The organism is Streptomyces sp. enrichment culture, from assembly GCF_964273255.1.
Classification (GTDB): domain Bacteria; phylum Actinomycetota; class Actinomycetes; order Streptomycetales; family Streptomycetaceae; genus Streptomyces.
The window spans coordinates 602259-622825 of record NZ_OZ186835.1 but is presented as its reverse complement, the minus strand read 5'-3'; the positions used below and the strand labels follow the sequence as shown (position 1 = coordinate 622825).

The window sequence follows — 20567 nt, the reverse complement described above, 5'->3', positions numbered from 1 at the left end:
GGAGGCCCTGATGCTGTCGGACCCCACTCCGGACGAGGACGGCGCAGCGGCCCGGCCCGGAGAGCGACGGCCTCCCGGCGGCCGCGCCGGGCTGCGCGGCGACCTGCGGTCCGCCCTCCCCGACGCCACCGCGGCGGTGGTGGTCACGGCGCTCGTCTTCGCGCTCCTGTACGCGCGCATGGAATCGGGCGCCTCGGACACCGTCGCCGTCATGCCGTTCATGGACGATCCCCGCACCTACTGGATGTACCTGCTCAGCCAGGCGTTCGGCTGGTCGGCGCTGCTGTGGGCCTGGGGCACGGTCATGCTCGGTCTCCTGCTGCCGGGCCCCCGGCCGGCCCGCCTGCCCGTCTCCCGACCGGTCCTGGAGCGCTGGCACCGCACCACCAGCCTGTCGACGACGGCGCTGATGCTGGCCCACGCCCTGATGTTCGCGGCGGAACTCGTCCGCTACGAGTCCGAGGTGGGGTGGGCGAAGCGCCTGTGGGTGGCCTTCGCGGACACCTTCGTGCCCGGCTGGTACGACTCCGGCACCGGCCGGATCGCCATCCCGATCGGACAGGCCGCCCTCTACCTCGCGATTCCGCTGGGCCTGCTGTTCTACGTCCGCCACCGCATCGGAGCCAACACCTGGCGCCGGCTGCACCGCTTCGTCATCGCCGTCTACGTGCTGAGCGTCTGGCACACCCTGCTGTACGGGACCAACGTCTGGTTCGGAGCATGGCCGCGCACGCTGCTGTGGCTGCTGCAACTGCCGATCGCCGTCCTGCTGTTGCTGCGCCTGCTGAGACCGGCCCGGCGGGCCGAGCGGCTCGGCTCCCCGGGCGGAGGCGGGCGCGGGGGCCGGCCGGGCTGGTGGCTCCGGGCGGCAGGACGGGTCGCCGTCGCAGCCGTCGTCCTGGGGCTGCTGGCCGTCGTGGTGTCCGGCCGTGACGGCGGACGGGACCGGCCGACGCATCCGCCCGCCACGGCCCCGCACGAGCAGGCGACCGAATGACCGCCCCGGGGGGCCCGCGACGCGCAGGACCCGGGATGGGATGATGCAGGAACCGTCGCAGGAGTGCAGAGGGAGGACCGAGCCGTGCAGGACGCCCGCGCCCCGGCCGCGTCCGTCACCGCCGCCCTGCACGACGTGGCCGGCCTCGGCGGGTTCTTCGATCTGCGGGCCGGCGGCCCGGACGACGGCTGGCACCCGGTCGCCCGCTCCTACGCGACGGGTTTCACCGACCTCGCCGCGGCGGTCGCCCGCCTCCACCGCACCACCGAGCCGCGCGTCGACGTCTCCATCGCCCAGCTCGGTCACGCCGCCCGCCTCTGGTCACCCGTCCTGGCCTGCGCCGTCCTGCACGGCATCGTCCTCGACCTGGAGGGACTCCAGCGGGCCGACGACGGCCCCGCCCTGCGGCTGCCACGGCCCGCCGGCCGGTACGCCGACCGGCTCGACGACGGCCCCGCGCGCGCCCTGTACGAGCAGGTGACCGGCCACCTGTCGGCCCTGGCCGACGGACTGCGCGTCAAGGTCGCCCCACGCCTGCTGGACGGCAACTCGGCGTCCGCGCTGGCCGGAGCGGCCCACGCCCTGCTCGCCCTGCGGCCCGCCGTACGCGGACCGCTCACCGCTCTCACGACCGAACTGCTGGGCACCGGACGCCTGGCGGGCACCGGCGTCCTCACCGGCCCCGACCTGGCGTTCCGCCGCGTGAGCTGCTGCCTCTACTACCGCGCGCCGAACGGCTCGAAGTGCGGTGACTGCGGGCTGGCCGACCGCCCGCCCCGGCGGGCCGCGCGCCGCGATACGTCCGTACGCTGAGCGGCCGGCCGACGGCCGCCGCGCCGCACGGCGCTGCTCACGTGCCGCCGGTCCCGCCCGGTCACTCGGCAGCGGGCGGTGTGGCCGGGGCGGCCGGGGCGGCCGCTGGGCCCGGCGGTCCGGCGGCGGGCGCGCCGCCCGTGAAGGCGTCCAGGATGCGTTCGGCGGCCAGGGTCGCCGTCAACCCGCCGTCCCGCACCTGCTGTTCGAGCCCGGGGGCGAGGGAGCGCACCGCCGGGTCGGCGTGCAGCCGGTCCAGGAGTTCGTCCCGGACCATCGCCCACAGCCAGTCGACCTGCTGGGTCCGCCGCTTGGCGGCGAGCCGGCCCGTGGAGTCCAGCAACGCCCGGTGCTGCTCCAGCCGTTCCCAGACCGCGTCGAGCCCGGTCGACTCGCGCGCGCTGCAACTGAGCACCGGAGGCGTCCAGAAGGCGTCCTTGCCGTGCATCAGCCGCAGCGCCCCGGCCAGTTCACGCGCCGCCGCGCGGGCGTCCCGCTCGTGCGGGCCGTCGGCCTTGTTGACCGCGATGACGTCGGCCAGCTCCAGCACGCCCTTCTTGATGCCCTGCAACTGGTCGCCGGTGCGGGCCAGGGTGAGCAGCAGGAAGGAGTCCACCATGTCGGCGACCGCCGTCTCGGACTGGCCGACCCCGACCGTCTCCACCAGCACGACGTCGTAACCGGCCGCCTCCATCACCACGATCGACTCGCGGGTCGCCTTCGCGACGCCGCCGAGCGTACCGGCCGTGGGGGAGGGGCGGACGAACGCCGCCGGGTCGACGGCCAGACGCTCCATCCGGGTCTTGTCGCCCAGGATCGAACCGCCGGTGCGGGTCGACGACGGGTCGACGGCCAGGACCGCCACCCGGTGGCCCAGCCCCGTCAGCATCGTGCCGAAGGCGTCGGTGAACGTCGACTTGCCCACGCCCGGCACCCCGCTGATGCCGATCCGCCGCGCCCGCCCGCTGTGCGGCAGCAGCTCCGTCAGCAGCCGCTGGGCGAGCGCACGGTGCCGGGGCCGGGTGGACTCGACGAGGGTGATCGCCCGGGCGACGACCGCCCGCCTGCCGTCGAGGACACCCTTGACGTACGCGTCCAGATCGAGGGCCATCACGTCACCGGCTCACAGCTCGTCGTGCCCGAGGGCATCCGCCAGCCGCTCCACCAGGTCACGGGCCGCGTCCGGGATGACCGTGCCGGGCGGGAACACGGCCGCCGCGCCCATCTCCAGCAGGACGGGCACGTCCTGCGGCGGGATCACCCCGCCGACGACGACCATGATGTCCTCCCGCCCCTCCTCGGCGAGCGCCTCGCGCAGCGCCGGGACGAGGGTGAGGTGCCCCGCGGCCAGCGACGACACGCCCACGATGTGCACGTCCGCCTCCACGGCCTGCCGGGCGACCTCGCCCGGCGTTTGGAACAGCGGGCCGACGTCCACGTCGAAACCGAGGTCGGCGAAGGCCGTCGCGATCACCTTCTGGCCCCGGTCGTGACCGTCCTGGCCCATCTTGGCGACCAGGATGCGCGGCCGCCGCCCCTCGGCGTCGGCGAAGGCGTCCACCACCGTCCGGGTGCGTTCCACGGCCGGTGACTCCCCCGTCTCGTTGCGGTACACACCGGAGATCGTACGGATCTGCCCGGCGTGCCGCCCGTACACCTTCTCCAGGGCGTCGCTGATCTCACCGACCGTCGCCTTCGCCCGGGCCGCCCGCACCGCCAGCTCCAGCAGGTTGCCCTCCCCGCCGGCCGCCCGGGTCAGGGCGTCCAGCGCGTCGCGGCAGGCGGTCTCGTCCCGTTCCTCGCGCAGCCGCCGCAGCTTGGCGATCTGCTGGGCGCGCACCGAGGAGTTGTCGACCTTGAGCACGTCGATCTGCTCGTCCGTCTCCACCCGGTACTTGTTCACCCCGATCACCGGCTGCCGCCCCGAGTCGATCCGGGCCTGGGTGCGGGCGGCGGCCTCCTCCACCCGCAGCTTGGGGATGCCCGCGTCGATGGCCTGCGCCATGCCGCCGGCCTGCTCCACCTCCTCGATGTGCCGCCAGGCGCGGCGCGCGAGGTCGTACGTCAGCCGCTCCACGTAGGCACTGCCGCCCCAGGGGTCGATCACCCGGGTCGTCCCGGACTCCTGCTGGAGCAGCAGTTGCGTGTTGCGGGCGATGCGGGCGGAGAAGTCGGTGGGCAGGGCGAGCGCCTCGTCGAGGGCGTTGGTGTGCAGCGACTGGGTGTGGCCCTGGGTCGCGGCCATCGCCTCCACGCAGGTGCGGGTGATGTTGTTGAACACGTCCTGCGCGGTCAGCGACCAGCCGGAGGTCTGCGAATGGGTGCGCAGCGACAGCGACTTGGCGTTCTGCGGGTCGAACTGCCGCACCAGCTTGGCCCACAGCAGGCGGGCCGCCCGCAGCTTGGCGATCTCCATGAAGAAGTTCATGCCGATCGCCCAGAAGAACGACAGCCGCGGCGCGAACGCGTCCACGTCCAGGCCGGCCTCCCGCCCCGCCCGGATGTACTCCACCCCGTCGGCGAGCGTGTACGCCAGCTCCAGATCGGCCGTCGCACCCGCCTCCTGGATGTGGTAGCCGGAGATGGAGATGGAGTTGTAGCGCGGCATCCGCTGCGAGGTGTACGCGAAGATGTCGGAGATGATCCGCATCGACGGCTTCGGCGGATAGATGTACGTGTTGCGGACCATGAACTCCTTGAGGATGTCGTTCTGGATGGTCCCGGCCAGCTTCTCGGGCGGTACGCCCTGCTCCTCCGCCGCCACGATGTACAGCGCCAGCACCGGCAGCACCGCGCCGTTCATCGTCATCGACACCGTCATGCGGTCCAGCGGGATGCCGTCGAACAGCTGGCGCATGTCGTAGATCGAGTCGATCGCCACGCCCGCCATGCCGACGTCACCGGTCACCCGCGGGTGGTCGCTGTCGTAGCCCCGGTGCGTGGGCAGGTCGAAGGCGACCGACAGCCCCTTCTGCCCCGCGGCCAGATTGCGGCGGTAGAAGGCGTTGGACTCCTCGGCCGTGGAGAAGCCCGCGTACTGGCGGATCGTCCACGGCTGGTTCACGTACATCGTCGGGTACGGGCCCCGCAGATACGGGGCGACGCCGGGGAAGGTGTCCAGGAAGTCCAGGCCCTCCAGGTCCTGCCCGGTGTACAGGGGCTTGACGTCGATCCCCTCCGGGGTCTCCCAGAGCAGGTCGTCGCCGTCGGCGGCCTTCTTCACCGCCGCGCGCCACTCGTCGGGGCCGGCACCGGCGGACGGCGACCCCAGCCCGATCGTGGAGAAGTCGGGGACGGACATCAGGACACTCCCATGCGGTCGAGGGCTGCGGAGAGCACGGCGACGGCGTCACAGCCGGCGAAGACGTAGCTGTCGATGCCCGGGTACGCTCCCGGACGGCCCGCGAGGAACACGTGCTCGGCGCCCGCATCACGCAGCGCGGCGGCCGCGGTCGCGGCCTGCTCCTCGTACAGCGCGTCGCTGGAGCACAGGCACACCTCCCGCGCCCCGCTGTCCGCGAAGCCGCCCTCGGTGACGGGCTCGATGCCGCCGGCCTGGAAGAGGTTGGCGGCGAAGGTGAGCCGGGCGGTGTGCGCGGCGGCCGGGCCCAGGGCGGTCAGATGGATGCGCGGCCGGGCGCCGGTGGCGGCCAGGTGGGCGTCGGAGCGGGCCCGCAGCGCCTCGAACGCCTCGTCCCGCCGCACCCGCGGCAGGCCCCCGCCCGGCGGTTCGGGCACGGACGCGCGGACCACCGGCTTCTCGGCCAGGTGCGGGAACTCGCTGACCCCGGTGACCGGTTCCCGCCGCTTCGCCAGCTTCGCGCTGCGCACCGCCCAGGTCCCGGCGAGCCGTTCGCCGACCGTCCCGGAGCGCAGGGCGGCGGCCTGACCGCCCGCCTTCTCGATGTCCTGGAAGAACTCCCAGGCGGCGTGGGCGAGTTCGTCGGTGAGCCGTTCCACGTACCAGGAGCCGCCGGCCGGGTCGATCACCTTCGACAGGTGCGCCTCCTCGATGAGGATCGTGGAGGTGTTGCGGGCGATCCGGCGGGCGAACGCGTCCGGCAGACCCAGCGCGTGGTCGAAGGGCAGCACGGTCACGGAGTCGGCACCCCCCACTCCGGCGGCCAGGGTGGCGACGGTGGTGCGCAGCATGTTCACCCACGGGTCGCGGCGCGTCATCATCACCGGTGAGGTCACCGCGTGCTGGAGCTGCCCGCCCGCCCGCGGCTCCCCGCAGACCTCGGCCACCCGCGCCCACAGCCGGCGTGCGGCACGCAGCTTGGCGACGGTCAGGAACTGGTCGGCGGTGGCGGCGTACCGGAACTCCAGCTGCGCCAGCGCCTGCGCCGTGCTCAGCCCGGCCGCGGTGAGGTCGCGCACATAGGCCACCCCCGTCGCCAGCGAGCAGCCCAGTTCCTGCGCCGCGGACCCGCCGGCCTCGTGGTAGGGCAGCGCGTCCACGGTCAGCACGCGCAGACCCGGGTGCCGTTCGGCGCACCGCAGGGCCGTTTCCGTCACGGGCGCGGTGTCGAAGGCGCTGCCGGTGCGGGCCTCGTGGCCCAGGGGATCGGCCCCCAGGTTGCCGCGCACGGCGTCCGCGGCGACGCCCCGTTCCTCGTGCAGCGCCAGCAGCTCCCGCGCGGCCGGCTCGAACGCGGAGCCCGCCTCCAGCACGACGGGGGCCAGGTCGAGGAGGACACCGTCGAGGGCGTGACCGAGCGCGCCGAGCGGGAGGCCGGAGGGCTCGCCGACGGCCAGCCACAGGGAGGTGACCCCGTTCTCCAGGTCGGCGAGCACCGACGCCGGATCGGCCACCGTGTGGCGCTGCCGCACGTCCCAGCCGCCGACCCGGCTCCCCTCGGCCCGCCCGCCCCGCACGAAGGGCGGGAAGCCGGGCAGTCCCGGGTCGGGGGCGGCATCGCGCCGGGTGTACAGGGGACGCACCCGCAGGCCGTCCTCCAGCAGCGTGGACAGGGCGTCCTCCGCCTCGTCGTCCGGCGTCTCCCGGCCCGACCTGCGCAGCACACCGGCCACCAGGTGCTGCCACTGCTCGTGGGTCGCGTCGGGGAACTCGGCGGCCAGGCCGAGGCCGTCGTCAGGCAGGAGCGTCATGCTCGGATGTTAGGGCAGGCCGACAGGCGAGCAGCAGAGGGAACGTTGTGACCTTGTTCTCCCCGCCAGTGTGACGCGAACCGCTCCGGCGATCACCGGCCGCCCATGGCCTCACCTGCGCCTCACCGGCGTGCCGACAGGAGTGTCGGCGACATCCGTTGAGATGCCGCCGATCATGTCGTCACATGCGAGTCAAGAGCTGTGTCTGCCCGGCGTCACGCCCTCCTCACCCCGTCACCCGGGGTCCGCCGTGTTCCTTGCCCTGCGCGATCTGCGCTCCGGCCCTCCGGCCCCAGGCTCTTCTCCGGCCCCGCGGCCCTCCGCCATCGGGGTTCTCCGGTCCCGCGGCCCCCGGCCGCACGGCCCCGCCCCCACAGCCGGGGGCCGGTGGTGTGGCGGGTCCGGCCCACCCGCCGGACCCGCCACACCGGCTCCCCCTGGCTGCCGGCCCGCTGCCGGCCCCGTCGTACCGTCAGCGCCGCAGCGTCAGCAGGCCCGGACGGTAGGGCAGCAGGCCGTAGTCGCCGCCTGAGGCGGGGCTGCGGCCCTGGTACAGCAGCTGCAGCCGGCAGGGATCGACGGTCATGGTCTGATCGGGGCTGGTGCGGAGCAGCTCGCCGTGGCTGATGTCGTTGGTCCAGGTGGCGCCGCTGTTGGCCTTGCCGGCGAAGGGATTGCTCTCGGTCGCGGCCTGGGGCGTCCAGGAGCCGTTCAGACTCGTGGCCGTGAACGAGCGGAAGTAGCGGCCCTGCGAGCCGATCGCCTCGACGATCATGAGGTAGCGGTTCTGGCCCTCCAGCTTGTAGACCTGCGGGGCTTCGAACAGGTTGTTCGTCGTGTCGCTCATGACCACGGCCGAGGTCGAGCCGAAGCTGCCGGGGAAGTTCCCGATCGGCATGCTCGCCCGGTAGATGCGGCCGTTGTCGCCGGCGAAGAACAGGTACATGTTCGTGCCGTCACCGATGAGGGCCTGGTCGATGGGTCCGGTTCCGGAGTCGGGGATGCTCCCGGAGAAGAGCGTCTGCTCCGACGACCAGCCGTTGGGGTCGGTGGGGTTGTTCGACGTCCGGTAGGAGAAGGCGGTGCGGCCCCACTGGTAGGCGAGCACCCAGATGTCCTTCGGCGCGAAGTAGAACAGCGAGGGCGCCACGGTCGACGCCGACATCGCGTTCTGGCCGGCCGAGGCCATATCCGGCCAGTCGGTGAACAGGTCGAAGTTCATCGACCCCCACCGCGTCCCGGTGTCGTGCGTGGTCGCGTAGACGAGCTGCCGGCCGTTGTAGGGGGCGACGGTGAAGTCCTTGAGCGAGACCCAGCCCTGCCGGGGCTGCGCCAGCGCGCCCGTCGACGTCCAGCGGTAGCTCGACGGCAGCTCGCACGTGCCGGGTGTGCCGGGATCGCCGGCGCCGACCTCGACGAGCCGCCACTGCTGGTTGGTCCCGCCCCAGTCGTCGTACTGGACGATGTTCGCGTTGTCGGCGGTGGACCCGCCCTGCACTTCGAGCGCCTTGCCGCTGTGGCGCGAGATGAGCCGGACGTGGCCGTCCGCGCTGTCGGCCAGCCGCCACTGCTGGTTGGTGCCGTTCAGGTCGGACCACTGGACGATCGAACCGCCGTTGGCGGTGGACCAGTTGTGGACGTCCAGCACCTTGCCCGAGTGGCGGGACCTGAGGCGGTAGTAGCCGTCACCGGAATCGACGAACTGCCACTGCTGCTGGGCCTGGTCGTTCCGTGTCCACTGGGTGATGCGGGCACCGTCGCCGGTCGCCCGGTTGTACACGTCGAGCGCCTTGCCGCTGTTGCGGTTGACCAGCACATACGTGGCGCTCGTGTCGACGGTCGCCGCCTCGGCGGGCTGGGCGCCGAGGAACGTGGCCAGCAGGAGCAGTGGGGCGAGGACACCGAGTAAGCGTCTCGGACGGACCGGGGACAGGGGGCGTGACCACATCGAGGGGCCTCCTAGGGGACGGTGTGGGGGGACGCGGGCGAACCGCGGAGCGGCAGCCGTTCCGGGGCGGGGCGGATGTCGAATGTTTCGCAAGTGATCCCGGTTGTGTGACGCCACAAGCTAGGAAGCCGGCGCTCCGCGGTCAAGGTCTGCGACCGACCTGACCGCAAACAGTCCTTCCCACCCGGCGGATTCGTTAGCGGAGTTGACCGTAAACCGGCAGGTGGTGAGCTGTGTGGCACGAGGCTCCCGCGAGCGCGACTTCACGACCGGCTGTTCGAAAGTTTCGGGTCAGAGTCGGAAATTGATGAAGTCGAGGGGTTGACGAGGCACTGTCAATCACTCAATGATCCTGTCTGGTACACCGACCGTGTACCGAGATCTCGAACGGGCCTGCCCTGAGCGGGCCCCTGCGCAGCCCGAGCCGCACCACAGCCGTGCAACAGCCCGCACGGCCGCAGGACCGCCGCCGCCCGGCGCACCTCGGCGGCCGACCGGGCCCGTCCGTGCCGGTCGACTTCTTCCCCCCGGGTCCCATGACCGCGACGTCCGGTGATCCCGTCATGCCCTACCCCTGGAGGCACAGCCATGGGCTCCTCTGCCCTTGCCAGACCCCCTGTACGGCAGAAATTCCGCGCGGCGATGCTGGCGCTGGTCGCCGGCTCCGTCGGTCTGGTCGGCGCGCTCGTCGCGCCGCCCTCCGCCCAGGCCGCCGAGAGCACCCTCGGTGCCGCCGCGGCCCAGAGCGGCCGCTACTTCGGCGTCGCCATCGCCGCGAACAGGCTGAACGACTCGACGTACGCCTCGATCGCCTCCCGTGAGTTCAACTCGGTGACGGCCGAGAACGAGATGAAGATCGACGCCACCCAGCCACAGCGGGGCCAGTTCAACTTCACCAACGCCGACCGCGTCTACAACTGGGCGGTGCAGAACGGCAAGGAGGTGCGCGGCCACACGCTGGCCTGGCACTCCCAGCAGCCCGGCTGGATGCAGAACCTCAGCGGCGGCGCGCTGCGCCAGGCGATGATCGACCACATCAACGGCGTGATGGCCCACTACAAGGGCAAGATCACGCAGTGGGACGTGGTGAACGAGGCCTTCGCGGACGGCAGTTCGGGTGCCCGGCGCGACTCCAACCTGGAGCGCACCGGCAGCGACTGGATCGAGGTCGCCTTCCGCACCGCTCGGGCCGCGGACCCGTCGGCCAAGCTCTGCTACAACGACTACAACGTCGAGGACTGGACCTGGGCCAAGACGCAGGCGATGTACCGCATGGTGCGGGACTTCAAGCAGCGCGGCGTGCCGATCGACTGCGTCGGCTTCCAGTCGCACTTCAACAGCGGCAGCCCCTACAACAGCAACTTCCGCACCACGCTGCGGGAGTTCGCCGCCCTCGGGGTCGACGTGGCCGTCACCGAGCTCGACATCCAGGGCGCCTCGCCGACCACCTACGCCGCCGTGGTCAACGACTGCCTGGCCGTCTCCCGCTGTCTCGGCGTCACCGTCTGGGGCGTCCGCGACAGCGACTCCTGGCGTTCGGAGCACACGCCGCTGCTGTTCAACAACGACGGCAGCAAGAAGCAGGCGTACAGCGCCGTGCTGAACGCCCTCAACGCGGGCGGCGGCAACCCGGACCCGGACCCGGACCCGGAGCCCGGTGACGGCACCGCCATCAAGGGCGTCGCCTCGGGCCGCTGCCTGGACGTGCCCAACGCCAGCACGGCCGACGGCACCCAGGTCCAGCTCTACGACTGCAACAACCGCACCAACCAGCAGTGGACGCTGACCGGCTCCGGTGAGCTCAGGGTCTACGGCGACAAGTGCCTGGACGCCGCCGGCACCGGCAACGGCGCCAAGGTCCAGATCTACAGCTGCTGGGGCGGCGACAACCAGAAGTGGCGCCTGAACTCCGACGGTTCCATCGTGGGCGTCCAGTCCGGCAAGTGCCTGGACGCCGTGGGCGCCGGCACCGCCAACGGCACCCAGATCCAGATCTACTCCTGCTCCAACGGCAACAACCAGCGCTGGACCCGCGCCTGACACGTCCCGCGCGAGGACAGCACCGCTGAGCGTGAGGGCCGCCGCCGTCCGGGCGGCGGCCCTCACCGGCCGTCCGTCGTGCCGCAGCGGGCGCTGCCCGGCACCCCGAAGGGAACACGTCCCGTGCACCTCTACGACAACCCGGTGATCAGCGGGTTCCACCCCGATCCGAGCGTGTGCCGGGTCGGCGACGACTACTACCTGGTGTGCTCCAGCTTCGAGTACGTCCCCGGACTGCCGCTGTTCCACAGCAAGGACCTGGTGCACTGGGAGCAGATCGGCAACGTGCTGGACCGCCCCGCACAACTGCCGCTGCCCCTCCCCGGCGCCAAGGCGTCCGGCGGGCTCTACGCCCCCACGATCCGTCACCACGACGGCCGTTACTGGGTCATCGACACCAACATCGACGGCGGCGGCACCTTCGTCGTCACGGCCGAGCGGCCCGAGGGGCCGTGGAGCGACCCGGTGTGGATCGGCCTGCCCGGCATCGACCCCGACCTCGCGTGGGAGGAGGACGGCACCTGCTGGTGCGCCTTCTCCGGCCCCGCCGGGGGCATCAACATGGCCAGGATCGACCCCGTCGGAGGAGAGGTGCTGGAGGGGCCCTTCGCCACCTGGTCCGGAACCGGCCTGAAGTTCCCCGAGGCACCGCACCTGTACCGCATCGGCGACTGGTGGTACCTGCTCATCGCGGAGGGCGGCACGGAACGCGGCCACAGCGTGTCCGTGGCCCGCAGCCGCTCGCCGCGCGGCCCCTGGGAGGGCGCACCCGGCAACCCCCTGCTGACCCACAGCGGCAGCCCCCGCCCCGTCCAGAACACCGGCCACGCCGACCTGGTGCAGGCCCCCGACGGCAGCTGGTGGATGGTGCTGCTCGGTGTCCGTCCCCGCGGCTTCACCCCCGACGTGCACGTGCTCGGCCGCGAGACGTTCCTGACCCCCGTGGAGTGGGACGAGGACGGCTGGCCCGTCGTCGCGCCCGTCCCCGAACGGCACCCGGCGCCGGGCGGTGCCTGGCATCCCGTCCCCGCCCCGCCCGCCCGCGACGACTTCGACGGGCCGGCTCTCGCCCCGCACTGGATCTCGCCGTTCGCCCGCCCCGAGGGCTCCTGGTCCCTCACCGAGCGCCCCGGCCGTCTCACCCTCCACGCGACCGGCCCCACCCTGGACAGCCCCGGCCACACCTTCGTCGGCCGCCGCCAGCAGCACCACGACTGCCGCGTCACCGCCCTGCTCGACCCGGGCACCGGCCGCGGCGGCCTCTGCGTACGCCTGGACGAGGCCCACCACTACGAGATCGAGGCCGGGGACGGCGAGGTCCGCGTCGTCGCCCGCATCGGGCCGCTGCGCAGCACCGTCGCCCGGCAGCCCGGCCCGGCGGGCCCCCTGCACCTCACCGTTACGGTCCGGACGACCGGCCTCGTCCCCGCGTCACCCGGACTCACCGACGGCGGGACCACGGGCCCCGACACCATCGCCTTCCACCTCGGCGGCCCCGGCACCCCGGACGGCCCGCCGCTCGCCGAACTGGACGGACGCTACCTGTCCACCGAGGTCGCCGCCGGCTTCACCGGCCGGGTCATCGGCATGTACGCCACCGAGGGCACGGTCGCCTTCGACTGGTTCGAGTACGTCCCGGCGCCGACCGGATGACGCGCGCGTGCCCGGCGGGCGGACGCGGGCGGGCTCCGCCTCCCCAGGGGCCCGTCCGCGGCCGGTCCGGCCCCGCCCCAAGGCGCCTCCTGGGCCCCCGGGGGCCCTTCCACGCCTTGGGATAATCTGTCCCCATGCCCCCCCGACCAGCCGGATCGCGCCCCACACTGTCCCTGGTGGCCCAGACCGCCGGTACGAGCGTGCCCACCGTGTCCAAGGTGCTGCGCGGCGGAACCGACGTCTCGGCGGAGACACGCGCGAGGGTCATGGAAGCCGTGCGGGCCGTGGGCTACACCCGCCGGGGCGGGGCCAAGAGCGAGAGCGGGCGGGACGAGACCGCCCTGTCCCACGTACTCGACCTCGTCGTCACCCACTTCGAGGGATCCTGGGCGAACCTGCTGATCGCCGGCGTCGGCCGGGAAGCGGCCGCAGCCGGCCTCGACGTCGTGCTGACGCTCGCCGAACCGGACGGCGACTGGGTGTCGCGGGTCCTGCGCCGACGCACCCTCGGCGTGATCGGGACGCTCGTCGATCCCGCCTCGCACCAGTTCGGCACCCTCTTCGCCGCCGGTGTCCCCGTGGTGCTGATCGACCCCATGAGCACACCCCCGTCCGGGGTGTCGAGCATCGGCGTGGCGAACTGGGAAGGCGGCAGGATGGCCGCCGAGCACCTGCTGTCCCTCGGCCACGAGCGCCTGGGCGTGGTCGCCGGCCACGCCCGCCACCTCTTCAGCCGCGCCCGTGTCGACGGTTTCCGCGCCGCGGCCGACACGGCGGCGGCCGGCCCGGCCTCGGTGTCGGTGGCCCACGGCGGCTGGAACCGGGCCAAGGCGGCCACCGCCGCCCACACCCTGCTCGACGGCGACCCCGGCATCACCGGGCTCTTCGCCTGCGCGGACTCCATGGCACTCGGCATCTACGACGCCCTGGCCGCCCGCGGCCTGCGGATCCCCGAGGACATCAGTGTCGTCGGCTTCGACGACCTGCCCGAGGCGCAGTACATCACCCCCGGCCTGACGACCGTCCGCCAGCCCAGCACCGAACTGGGCGCCGCCGCGGTCAAGCTCCTGATCGAGCAGACCCGCGGCGAGGACGGCGGCGCCCGGTCACCCGCCCGCATGGAACTGGCCACCGAGCTGGTCGTCCGGTCCTCCACCGCACCCGCCCGGGCCACCACGGCACCACGCCGGTGACCCGCCGGGCGCGGCCCGGCCGCTCTCACCCCGGTGCCGTCGCCGCGACCTGGAGGACGAGACGGCTCGGCCGGGCGGCGCCGTGACGGATCGTGTACTGCGCCGCCGCGGGCCGCGCGGCCGTGCCGTCCGCATCGAAGGCGTTGCGCCCGGCCTCCCAGCGGGGTGACGAACTCGGGGCGATGTCCACGCGCACCCGGTGGCCCGGCAGGAACGTGTGCGCCGTCGACCACAGGTCCACGACCACCTCCAGCTCCTGACCCGGCACGACCGGCCGCCGCTCGCCCAGGCCCGTCACCGGGTCGACGGACAGGGCCGACGCCCGCTGCACACCGTCGGCGACGACCCGGCTGCTGCCGTCCGGGTGCTCGTCGCACAGCCGCACCACCACGTCCGCGTCCGTCCCCGTGGTCACGAGGTGGACCACGGCACGCACCGCGCCCAGCACCGTGAGGCCCTCCGTCAGCGGCCCGGTGCGCCACGCCACCACGTCGGGACGCGCCTGAACCTCCGTCTGGTCGGCGGGCCCCGCCGTGAACGGCGCGAACAGCAGCACCGCACCGCCGCGCGTCGGCACCGGGTCCGACGGGTCGCTGATCAGCCGCCGTTCACCGCTGCCGGCCGGCTCGGCGGCCAGCTCGCCCCCCGGGTTCAGGTACAGGGCGAGCGTCCGCGTGCCGGGCGGCGGGAACTCGTCCAGCGTCACCCACCGGTCAGAGCCCATCACGAACACGCGCACCGGCGGCCCCGTCGGCGCGCCCGAGCGCAGGACGGAGTCGAACCACCGCAGATGCCACGCGGTGAGGTCGCTGCCGTCGCCGAGGTCGTCGGCGGACGCGCCCGGGCCGAAGTCGGCGCCGGCGGCCCGGCCCGACAGGTCGTCGTGCGTCCAGGGGCCGACCAGCAGGCGGGGCACCGGCCCGCCGGTGTCCTTCGCGCGGCGCAGCAGCCGCCGGTACATCTCCAGGGTCGACCCGAGGAACACGTCGAACCACCCGCCGGTCAGCAGGACGGGGACACCGACCGCGTCGATCCGGTCGACGATCTTGCCCTCGCGGTGCCGGACCGACCCGAGCGGCTCCCGCAGCCGGTCCAGGCCCCACCGGACGATCGCCTCGGCGTCCCACCCGGGGTGCGGGGCCCCGGCCCGGAACGCGTCACCGGAGGCGATGGCCCGCTCGGTGGCCTCCCACCGCCGCTGCTCGGCCTCCCGTTCGCGGGCGGAACCGATGCGCGAGATCAGGTCCGGGGCGATCGCCCCGTGCGTCCACGTCAGGGTGCTCCCGATCTCCGGCACCCCGCCGCGGAACCGGAAACCGTCGAGCGCCGACAGCGCCGGCGTCATCGCAGGGGCGATCGCCCGCAGCGCCGGGGCGCCTCCCAACAGGGCGGCGAACTGGGTGTCCGAGGCGTAGGACGCGCCCCACATGCCGACGCTGCCGGTGCACTCGGGACGCGCCGCGAGCCAGGCCACGGCGTCGGCGCCGTCGGCCACCTCCTGCGCACCGGGCTCGAAGACGCCCTCGGAGCCGAAGCGGCCCCGCACGTCCTGGAGCGCGACGAGGTAGCCGGCGGCGACGAGACGGCCGACGTCCAGCAGCCCGTCGTGCTCCTCACGGGTCACGTCGTAGGGATGGCGGGTCAGCAGGGCCGGCCACGGCCCGGTCCCGTGCGGCAGCAGCAGCACGGTCCGCAGCCGGGTCCCGTCGCGCAGGACGCAGTCCGCCTCGCGGCGCCCGGCGACCGGGCCGGGCGCCGCGAGGGCCCGGTCGCCGCCGGTCCCACGGAGCACCGGATCCCGGGCGGGGCGCTCGCCGTCGCTCACCGCAGCGCGACCGCCGACCACGACGTCGGCGGCAGTTCGATGGTGAGCACGCCGTCGGCGAGGGCCGCGCCGGTGTTCGGGGCCGGGGCCACCCGGTCCGGCCGGGCGAGCGTGTTCTTCGCGTACACGTCGGAGTCGGCGAGCGTGACCGCCTCGGTGATGCGCGAGGAACCGAGGCTGCGCACGTCCACCGTCACCCGGGCGGTCTCCGCGAGGTCGCGGTTGACGAGGAAGACGGCGGCGCGGTCCTCGTCGACGGTCGCGACGGCGTCGACGAGCGGTGCCTCCCCGAAGCGCGCCGTGTCGTACGTCGGCGCCTCGATCAGGGGCAGGATCACCTCCCCGGAGGCGAGCCGGCTCGTGATGGAGAAGGGGTGGAACGTGGTCTGGCGCCAGGCCGGGCCGCCCGGCTCGGTCATGATCGGCGCGATCACGTTGACGAGTTGGGCGAGGGAGGCCGAGGTGACGCGGTCGCTGCGGCGCAGCAGCGTCATCAGCAGATTGCCGACGACGACGGCGTCCGCCACCGTGTAGGTGTCCTCCAGCAGCCGCGGGGCGTGCCGCCACTCGTCGTGGACCTTCTCGGTCTCCTGGTGCTCCTTCAGATACCAGACGTTCCATTCGTCGAAGGAGATGTTGATCTTCTTGTTGGAGCGTTTCTTGTGCCCCACGTGGTCGGCGGTCGCGACGACGGTGTCGATGAAGTAGTCCATGTCGACCGCCGAGGCGAGGAAGGACCCGAGGTCGCCGTCGTGCTCCTGGTAGTACGCGTGGCAGGAGACGTAGTCCACGTGGTCGTAGCAGTGTTCGAGGACGGTGCGTTCCCAGTCGCCGAAGGTCGGCATGGTGGAGCCGGAGGAGCCGCAGACGACGAGTTCGAGGTCCTTGTCGGCCCGCTTCATCGCGGCGGCGGTGCGGGCGGCCGTCTTGCCGTAGTCGTCCGCCGTCATGAACCCGGTCTGCCAGGGGCCGTCCATCTCGTTGCCGAGGCACCACATGCGCACGTCGTGCGGTTGTGGTGTGCCGTTGGCGATGCGCAGGTCCGACAGGGCCGTGCCGGACGGGTGGTTGGCGTACTCCAGGAGGTCCAGGGCGGGCAGGATGCCCCGGGTGGCCACGTTGACCGCCAGCATCAGCTCGGAGTCGGTCAGCTTCAGCCACCGGGCGAACTCGTCGAGTCCGACCTGGTTCGACTCCAGGGAGCGCCAGGCCAGGTCGCGGCGCACCGGGCGCTGTTCGCGGGGGCCCACGGAGTCCTCCCAGCGGAACCCGGAGACGAAGTTGCCGCCCGGGTAGCGGACGGTGGTACTGCCGAGCTCCCTGACGAGTGCGACGACGTCCATGCGGAACCCGTCCTCGTTGGCGGTCGGATGCCCGGGCTCGTAGAGGCCGGTGTACACGCAGCGGCCGAGGTGCTCGACGAACGAGCCGAAGGTGCGGCGCCGGACCGGGGCGATGACGGCCTGCCGGTCGAGCTCGATGTGGACGCGGGGCAATGCGGATCCTTTCGGGGGGCGCGGGGGTTCGCGGCCGGGCGGCGTCGGTCAGCGGCCTGCCCCTGCCGAGGGGCATGGCAGGGGCAGGCGCGGGACGGTCCTGTCGCGGGTCCCGGAGCGGGCCCGGTACGGGGGTCAGCCCTTCACGGCACCGGTGAGGCCGCCGACGATGCGCTTCTCGAAGACCGAGAAGAAGATCAGCGCGGGCAGCATGGCGAGGGAGGTGAAGGCGAGCACCTTCGCGGTGTCGGTGGAGTACTGGGAGGAGAACACCTGGACGCCGAGCGGCAGGGTGAAGTTGGCCTGCGAGTTGAGGACGTACAGGGGCAGCAGGTAGTTGTTCCAGCTGCCGACGAATCCGAGGATGCCGACGGTGACCACACCGGGCAGCGACAGCGGCACCACCATGCGGAAGAAGAATCCGATCCGGCTCATGCCGTCGATCGCGGCGGCCTCCTCGATCTCGTTGGGGATGGCCCTGAGGAAGGGCACGAGGATGATGACGGTCGTCGGCAGGCCGAAGGCGATCTGCGGGATGATCACGCCGAGCAGGTTGTCGACGAGGCCCAGGTCCTTGATGACGAGGTACAGCGGAGTGATCGCGATGACCATGGGGAACATCAGGCCGGCGGCGAACAGCGAGTACATCGCTCCCTTGAGCCTGAAGTCGTAGCGCGCGATGACGAAGCTGACCATCAGCCCGAGCGTGACGATGCCGATGGTGCTGGTGACCGCGACGATGAGGGAGTTGGCGAACTCCCCCCAGAACACGGACGACTTCAGCACGCCGACGTAGTTGCCGATCACCCAGGGGCGGGGCAGCGCGGCCGGGTCCGTGGTGATCTGCGCGTTGGTGCGGAAGCCGCCGAGCACGATGTAGAGCACCGGTGCGACGCAGACACCGACGAAGAGCAGCGCCACGAAGTAGGTGACGGGGCTGCCCCACTGCTGCGGCCGGTCGCGGCGGCCGGCGGACTTCGTCGGCTCCGGCGCGCGGGACGTCCCGGAGACGGCGGTCGTCGCACTCATCACACGGTCCCTTCGGTGACGGCGCCCTTGAGGTCGCGGCGCAGGACGAGGCGCTGGTAGATCAGCGCGACGATGAGCGAGATCAGGAACATCACGACCGCGACGGCACTGCCGTAGCCGTAGTTCCCCGCGTTGCGGCCCTGGGCGAGCATGTAGATCGCCATGGTCGAGGTGCCGGCGGTGCCCGACACGTACTGGCCCCAGATGATGTAGATGAGGTCGAACAGCTGCAGCGAGCCGATGATCGACAGGAAGGCCCAGATGCGGATCGTCGGTCCCAGCAGCGGCAGCGTGATGCGGCGCTGGATCTGCCAGTAGGAGGCGCCGTCGATCTGCGCGGCCTCGAAGATCTCGTCGGGGATCGACTGCAGGCCGGCGAGCATCAGGATCACCGCGAAGCCGATGTACTTCCACGTGATGATGCCCATCAGCGTCCAGATCGCCAGATCCGGGTCGGCGATCCAGTCCGCTTCCAGGGAGCCCAGGCCGATGCGGTGCAGCAGGTCGTTGAGCGCGCCGTTGCTCTGGAGCATCAGGCTCCAGCCGGTGCCGACGATGACCTCGGAGATGATGTACGGCACGAAGATCAGGACACGGATCGTCGAACGGCCGCGGATCCGCTGGTTGAGCAGCAGCGCCAGGCCGATCGCCAGCGGACCCTGGATGACCAGGGAGAGCACCAGGATCAGGCCGTTGTGCCACAGCACGTCGTGGAACGCGGAGTCGGTGAGGATCAGCTTGTAGTTGTTCAGGCCGACCCAGTCGGTGGGCTCTCCGTAGCCCTTCCACTGGTAGAAGCCGTAGTACCCGGCGAGCACCACGGGGAAGATCACGAACGCCAGGAACGTGATGACGGCCGGTGCGGACAGGACCGCGATCTCCAGTCGCGTCCGGGCACGGCGCCGGCGGTGTGCAGCCGCTCGCGGCGGAGCCGGGGGCACGGACGTGGCCGCGTCCCGGGCTCCGGGCGTGCCCTGCGACTGGCGGCCGTCGGCCGTGTCAGTGCCCAGGGTGTCGCTCATGTCTGCTGACTCAGCCCTTCTCGGCGGCGGCCTTGACGTCCTTGACGATGTCGGCGGACGTGCCCTTGCCGGCCATGAGGTTCACCACGGCGATGTTCATGGCGTTGCCGACGTTCTGGCCGTACACGGTGTCGAGGAACTGCATGGAGTACGCGGCCTTGTTGAAGGCCTCCAGGGCCGAGATGTTGTAGGGCTCGGTGACGACGCCCTGCGCCTGCTTGTTCACCGGGATGGTGTCGAAGGCCTCGGCGTAGGCCTCCTGCTGCTCCTTGGTGACGACGAACCGGAGGAAGCCCAGGGCCTCCTTCGGCGCGTTCTTGGAGAGGGAGTAGCCGCCGGCGCCGCCCATGATGGCGGTCGGGTCGCCCTTGCCGCCGGACACCGACGGGAAGGGGAACCAGCCCAGGTCGGGGAGCGGCTTCTTGTCCGGGGTCAGGTCGGCGATGACACCGGGGTTCCAGTTGCCCATGAGCTCCATGGCCGCCTTGTGGTTGGCGATCATGCCCGCCGAGGATCCGGCGCCCTGCTGCGACGTCGCCGTCAGGAAGCCCTTCTGGAAGGGCTCGGTGTCCAGGAGTTCGGCGAGGTCGTCGCCGGCCGCGGTCCAGCAGGGGTCGTCGAAGGTGAGCGACTTCGCGGCCTCCTGCATGACCTCCTGGCTGCACTCGCGCAGGGCGAAGTTGTAGTACCAGTGCGCCGCCGGCCAGGCGTCCTTGGCGCCGACCGCGATCGGGGCCACCTTGATCGCCTTCAGCTTCGCGACGGCGTCCTGGAGTTCGTCCATCGTCGTCGGCGGCGCGGTGATGCCGGCCTTCTCGAACAGGTCCTTGCTGTAGTAGATGCCCTCGGGCTGGGTGTCGAGCGGCATCGCGTAGACCTTGCCGTCGATCGAGACGCCCTCGAGGGCCGCCTCGCCCACGTTGCCCCGGTCGGTGTCGGTCAGTTCCAGTTCCTTGATCTGGCCGGCGTCGACCATGGCCTGCATCTTGCCGCCACCGCGCTGCAGGAAGATGTCGGGCGCGGAGTTCGAGTTGAGGGCGTTCTGCAGCTTGCCGTCGAGGTCCTCGTTCTGGACCGACTGGATCTTGATCGTCACGTCCGGGTGCAGCTCGTGGTAGGCCTTCGCGGCGTCCCGCCAGAACTCGGCCCCGCGCCCCTCCATCGCGTTCGTCCAGAGAGTCACCGTCCCCTGGCCGCCGGACGAACCGTCGCCGTCGTCTCCACCGGCGCAGCCGACCGCGGCGAGTGCCAGGCACAGGCCGATCGCGGCAGCCGTCGCGCTGCGGGTTCTCCTCGTCATCGTGGGGACTCCCTGCTCTGTTGTCAGTGGTCGAGCTGCTGACGTGCTGGATAGTTTGCGCAAACTAATGAATCGTCCGCGAGGTAGGAGCAAGGTGTACCGCCAGAAATGAAAGGTAAGCAACCAAGAGTTTTCGCAA

General features: G+C 72.1%; 14 protein-coding genes. 5 read left to right on the top strand and 9 right to left on the bottom strand.

The window, feature by feature from the left end:
• Window positions 1-10 precede the first annotated feature (10 nt).
• The gene (locus ACSU53_RS02765) at window positions 11-997 is read left to right on the top strand and encodes a ferric reductase-like transmembrane domain-containing protein (protein ID WP_437024560.1); all 987 of its coding nucleotides are present in this window, start codon (window positions 11-13) and stop codon (window positions 995-997) included.
• Between the two features lie 84 nt (window positions 998-1081).
• Complete coding sequence (locus tag ACSU53_RS02760) at window positions 1082-1810, top strand: (2Fe-2S)-binding protein (RefSeq protein ID WP_205078495.1); 729 nt, start codon at window positions 1082-1084, stop codon at window positions 1808-1810.
• A gap of 61 nt (window positions 1811-1871) precedes the next feature.
• On the opposite strand, the gene meaB is transcribed toward ACSU53_RS02760, so the two are convergent.
• The 4 genes from meaB to ACSU53_RS02740 form a co-directional block, all read right to left on the bottom strand.
• Window positions 1872-2921 carry a methylmalonyl Co-A mutase-associated GTPase MeaB gene (gene meaB, locus ACSU53_RS02755; RefSeq protein ID WP_360598035.1) on the bottom strand — a complete coding sequence of 350 codons (1050 nt, stop codon included), beginning with the start codon at window positions 2919-2921 and terminating at the stop codon, window positions 1872-1874.
• 12 nt (window positions 2922-2933) lie between these two features.
• The gene (gene scpA / locus ACSU53_RS02750) at window positions 2934-5111 is read right to left on the bottom strand and encodes a methylmalonyl-CoA mutase (RefSeq protein WP_437024559.1); all 2178 of its coding nucleotides are present in this window, start codon (window positions 5109-5111) and stop codon (window positions 2934-2936) included.
• On the bottom strand, window positions 5111-6922 hold the full coding sequence (locus ACSU53_RS02745) for a methylmalonyl-CoA mutase family protein (protein ID WP_437024558.1): 1812 nt from the start codon (window positions 6920-6922) through the stop codon (window positions 5111-5113). Before ACSU53_RS02745 ends, scpA begins: the two co-directional genes overlap by 1 nt.
• Window positions 6923-7394: 472 nt before the next feature.
• Window positions 7395-8870, bottom strand: a complete 1476-nt coding sequence (locus ACSU53_RS02740; protein ID WP_437024557.1) for a non-reducing end alpha-L-arabinofuranosidase family hydrolase — start codon at window positions 8868-8870, stop codon at window positions 7395-7397.
• Window positions 8871-9458: 588 nt separating this feature from the next.
• Here ACSU53_RS02740 and ACSU53_RS02735 point away from each other — a divergent pair.
• The 3 genes from ACSU53_RS02735 to ACSU53_RS02725 all read left to right on the top strand — a co-directional run bounded on the left by ACSU53_RS02735 (window position 9459) and on the right by ACSU53_RS02725 (window position 13756).
• A complete protein-coding gene (locus tag ACSU53_RS02735) occupies window positions 9459-10910 on the top strand; it encodes an endo-1,4-beta-xylanase (RefSeq protein WP_437024556.1) in 1452 nt (483 codons plus the stop codon).
• 123 nt (window positions 10911-11033) lie between these two features.
• Complete coding sequence (locus tag ACSU53_RS02730) at window positions 11034-12563, top strand: glycoside hydrolase family 43 protein (protein WP_437024555.1); 1530 nt, start codon at window positions 11034-11036, stop codon at window positions 12561-12563.
• A 134-nt stretch (window positions 12564-12697) separates the two neighbouring features.
• Window positions 12698-13756: a LacI family DNA-binding transcriptional regulator gene (locus tag ACSU53_RS02725; protein WP_437024554.1), complete on the top strand. Its 1059-nt coding sequence runs from the start codon at window positions 12698-12700 to the stop codon at window positions 13754-13756.
• Between the two features lie 25 nt (window positions 13757-13781).
• Here ACSU53_RS02725 and ACSU53_RS02720 read toward each other — a convergent pair whose 3' ends face one another.
• The 5 genes from ACSU53_RS02720 to ACSU53_RS02700 form a co-directional block, all read right to left on the bottom strand.
• Window positions 13782-15581, bottom strand: coding sequence for a CocE/NonD family hydrolase (locus ACSU53_RS02720; RefSeq protein ID WP_437024552.1), 1800 nt, complete (start codon window positions 15579-15581; stop codon window positions 13782-13784).
• Window positions 15578-17077: an alpha-N-arabinofuranosidase gene (locus tag ACSU53_RS02715; protein ID WP_437024551.1), complete on the bottom strand. Its 1500-nt coding sequence runs from the start codon at window positions 17075-17077 to the stop codon at window positions 15578-15580. The genes ACSU53_RS02720 and ACSU53_RS02715 overlap by 4 nt, the downstream gene beginning before the upstream one ends.
• Before the next feature lie 135 nt (window positions 17078-17212).
• Window positions 17213-18106 (bottom strand): carbohydrate ABC transporter permease, encoded by an 894-nt coding sequence (locus ACSU53_RS02710; RefSeq protein WP_360598046.1) that lies wholly within the window; start codon window positions 18104-18106, stop codon window positions 17213-17215.
• The gene (locus ACSU53_RS02705) at window positions 18106-19128 is read right to left on the bottom strand and encodes a carbohydrate ABC transporter permease (RefSeq protein WP_437024550.1); all 1023 of its coding nucleotides are present in this window, start codon (window positions 19126-19128) and stop codon (window positions 18106-18108) included. The genes ACSU53_RS02710 and ACSU53_RS02705 overlap by 1 nt, the downstream gene beginning before the upstream one ends.
• 10 nt (window positions 19129-19138) lie before the next feature.
• Window positions 19139-20428 carry an ABC transporter substrate-binding protein gene (locus ACSU53_RS02700; protein ID WP_437024549.1) on the bottom strand — a complete coding sequence of 430 codons (1290 nt, stop codon included), beginning with the start codon at window positions 20426-20428 and terminating at the stop codon, window positions 19139-19141.
• Between the last annotated feature and the right edge of the window lie 139 nt (window positions 20429-20567).

Coding starts and splice junctions, on each gene's coding strand:
- ACSU53_RS02735 (WP_437024556.1), top strand. CDS start 9,459: ATGGGCTCCTCTGCCCTTGCCAGACCCCCTGTACGGCAGAAATTCCGC.
- ACSU53_RS02765 (WP_437024560.1), top strand. CDS start 11: ATGCTGTCGGACCCCACTCCGGACGAGGACGGCGCAGCGGCCCGGCCC.
- scpA (WP_437024559.1), bottom strand. CDS start 5,111: ATGTCCGTCCCCGACTTCTCCACGATCGGGCTGGGGTCGCCGTCCGCC.
- ACSU53_RS02700 (WP_437024549.1), bottom strand. CDS start 20,428: ATGACGAGGAGAACCCGCAGCGCGACGGCTGCCGCGATCGGCCTGTGC.
- ACSU53_RS02745 (WP_437024558.1), bottom strand. CDS start 6,922: ATGACGCTCCTGCCTGACGACGGCCTCGGCCTGGCCGCCGAGTTCCCC.
- meaB (WP_360598035.1), bottom strand. CDS start 2,921: ATGGCCCTCGATCTGGACGCGTACGTCAAGGGTGTCCTCGACGGCAGG.
- ACSU53_RS02710 (WP_360598046.1), bottom strand. CDS start 18,106: ATGAGTGCGACGACCGCCGTCTCCGGGACGTCCCGCGCGCCGGAGCCG.
- ACSU53_RS02725 (WP_437024554.1), top strand. CDS start 12,698: ATGCCCCCCCGACCAGCCGGATCGCGCCCCACACTGTCCCTGGTGGCC.
- ACSU53_RS02740 (WP_437024557.1), bottom strand. CDS start 8,870: ATGTGGTCACGCCCCCTGTCCCCGGTCCGTCCGAGACGCTTACTCGGT.
- ACSU53_RS02705 (WP_437024550.1), bottom strand. CDS start 19,128: ATGAGCGACACCCTGGGCACTGACACGGCCGACGGCCGCCAGTCGCAG.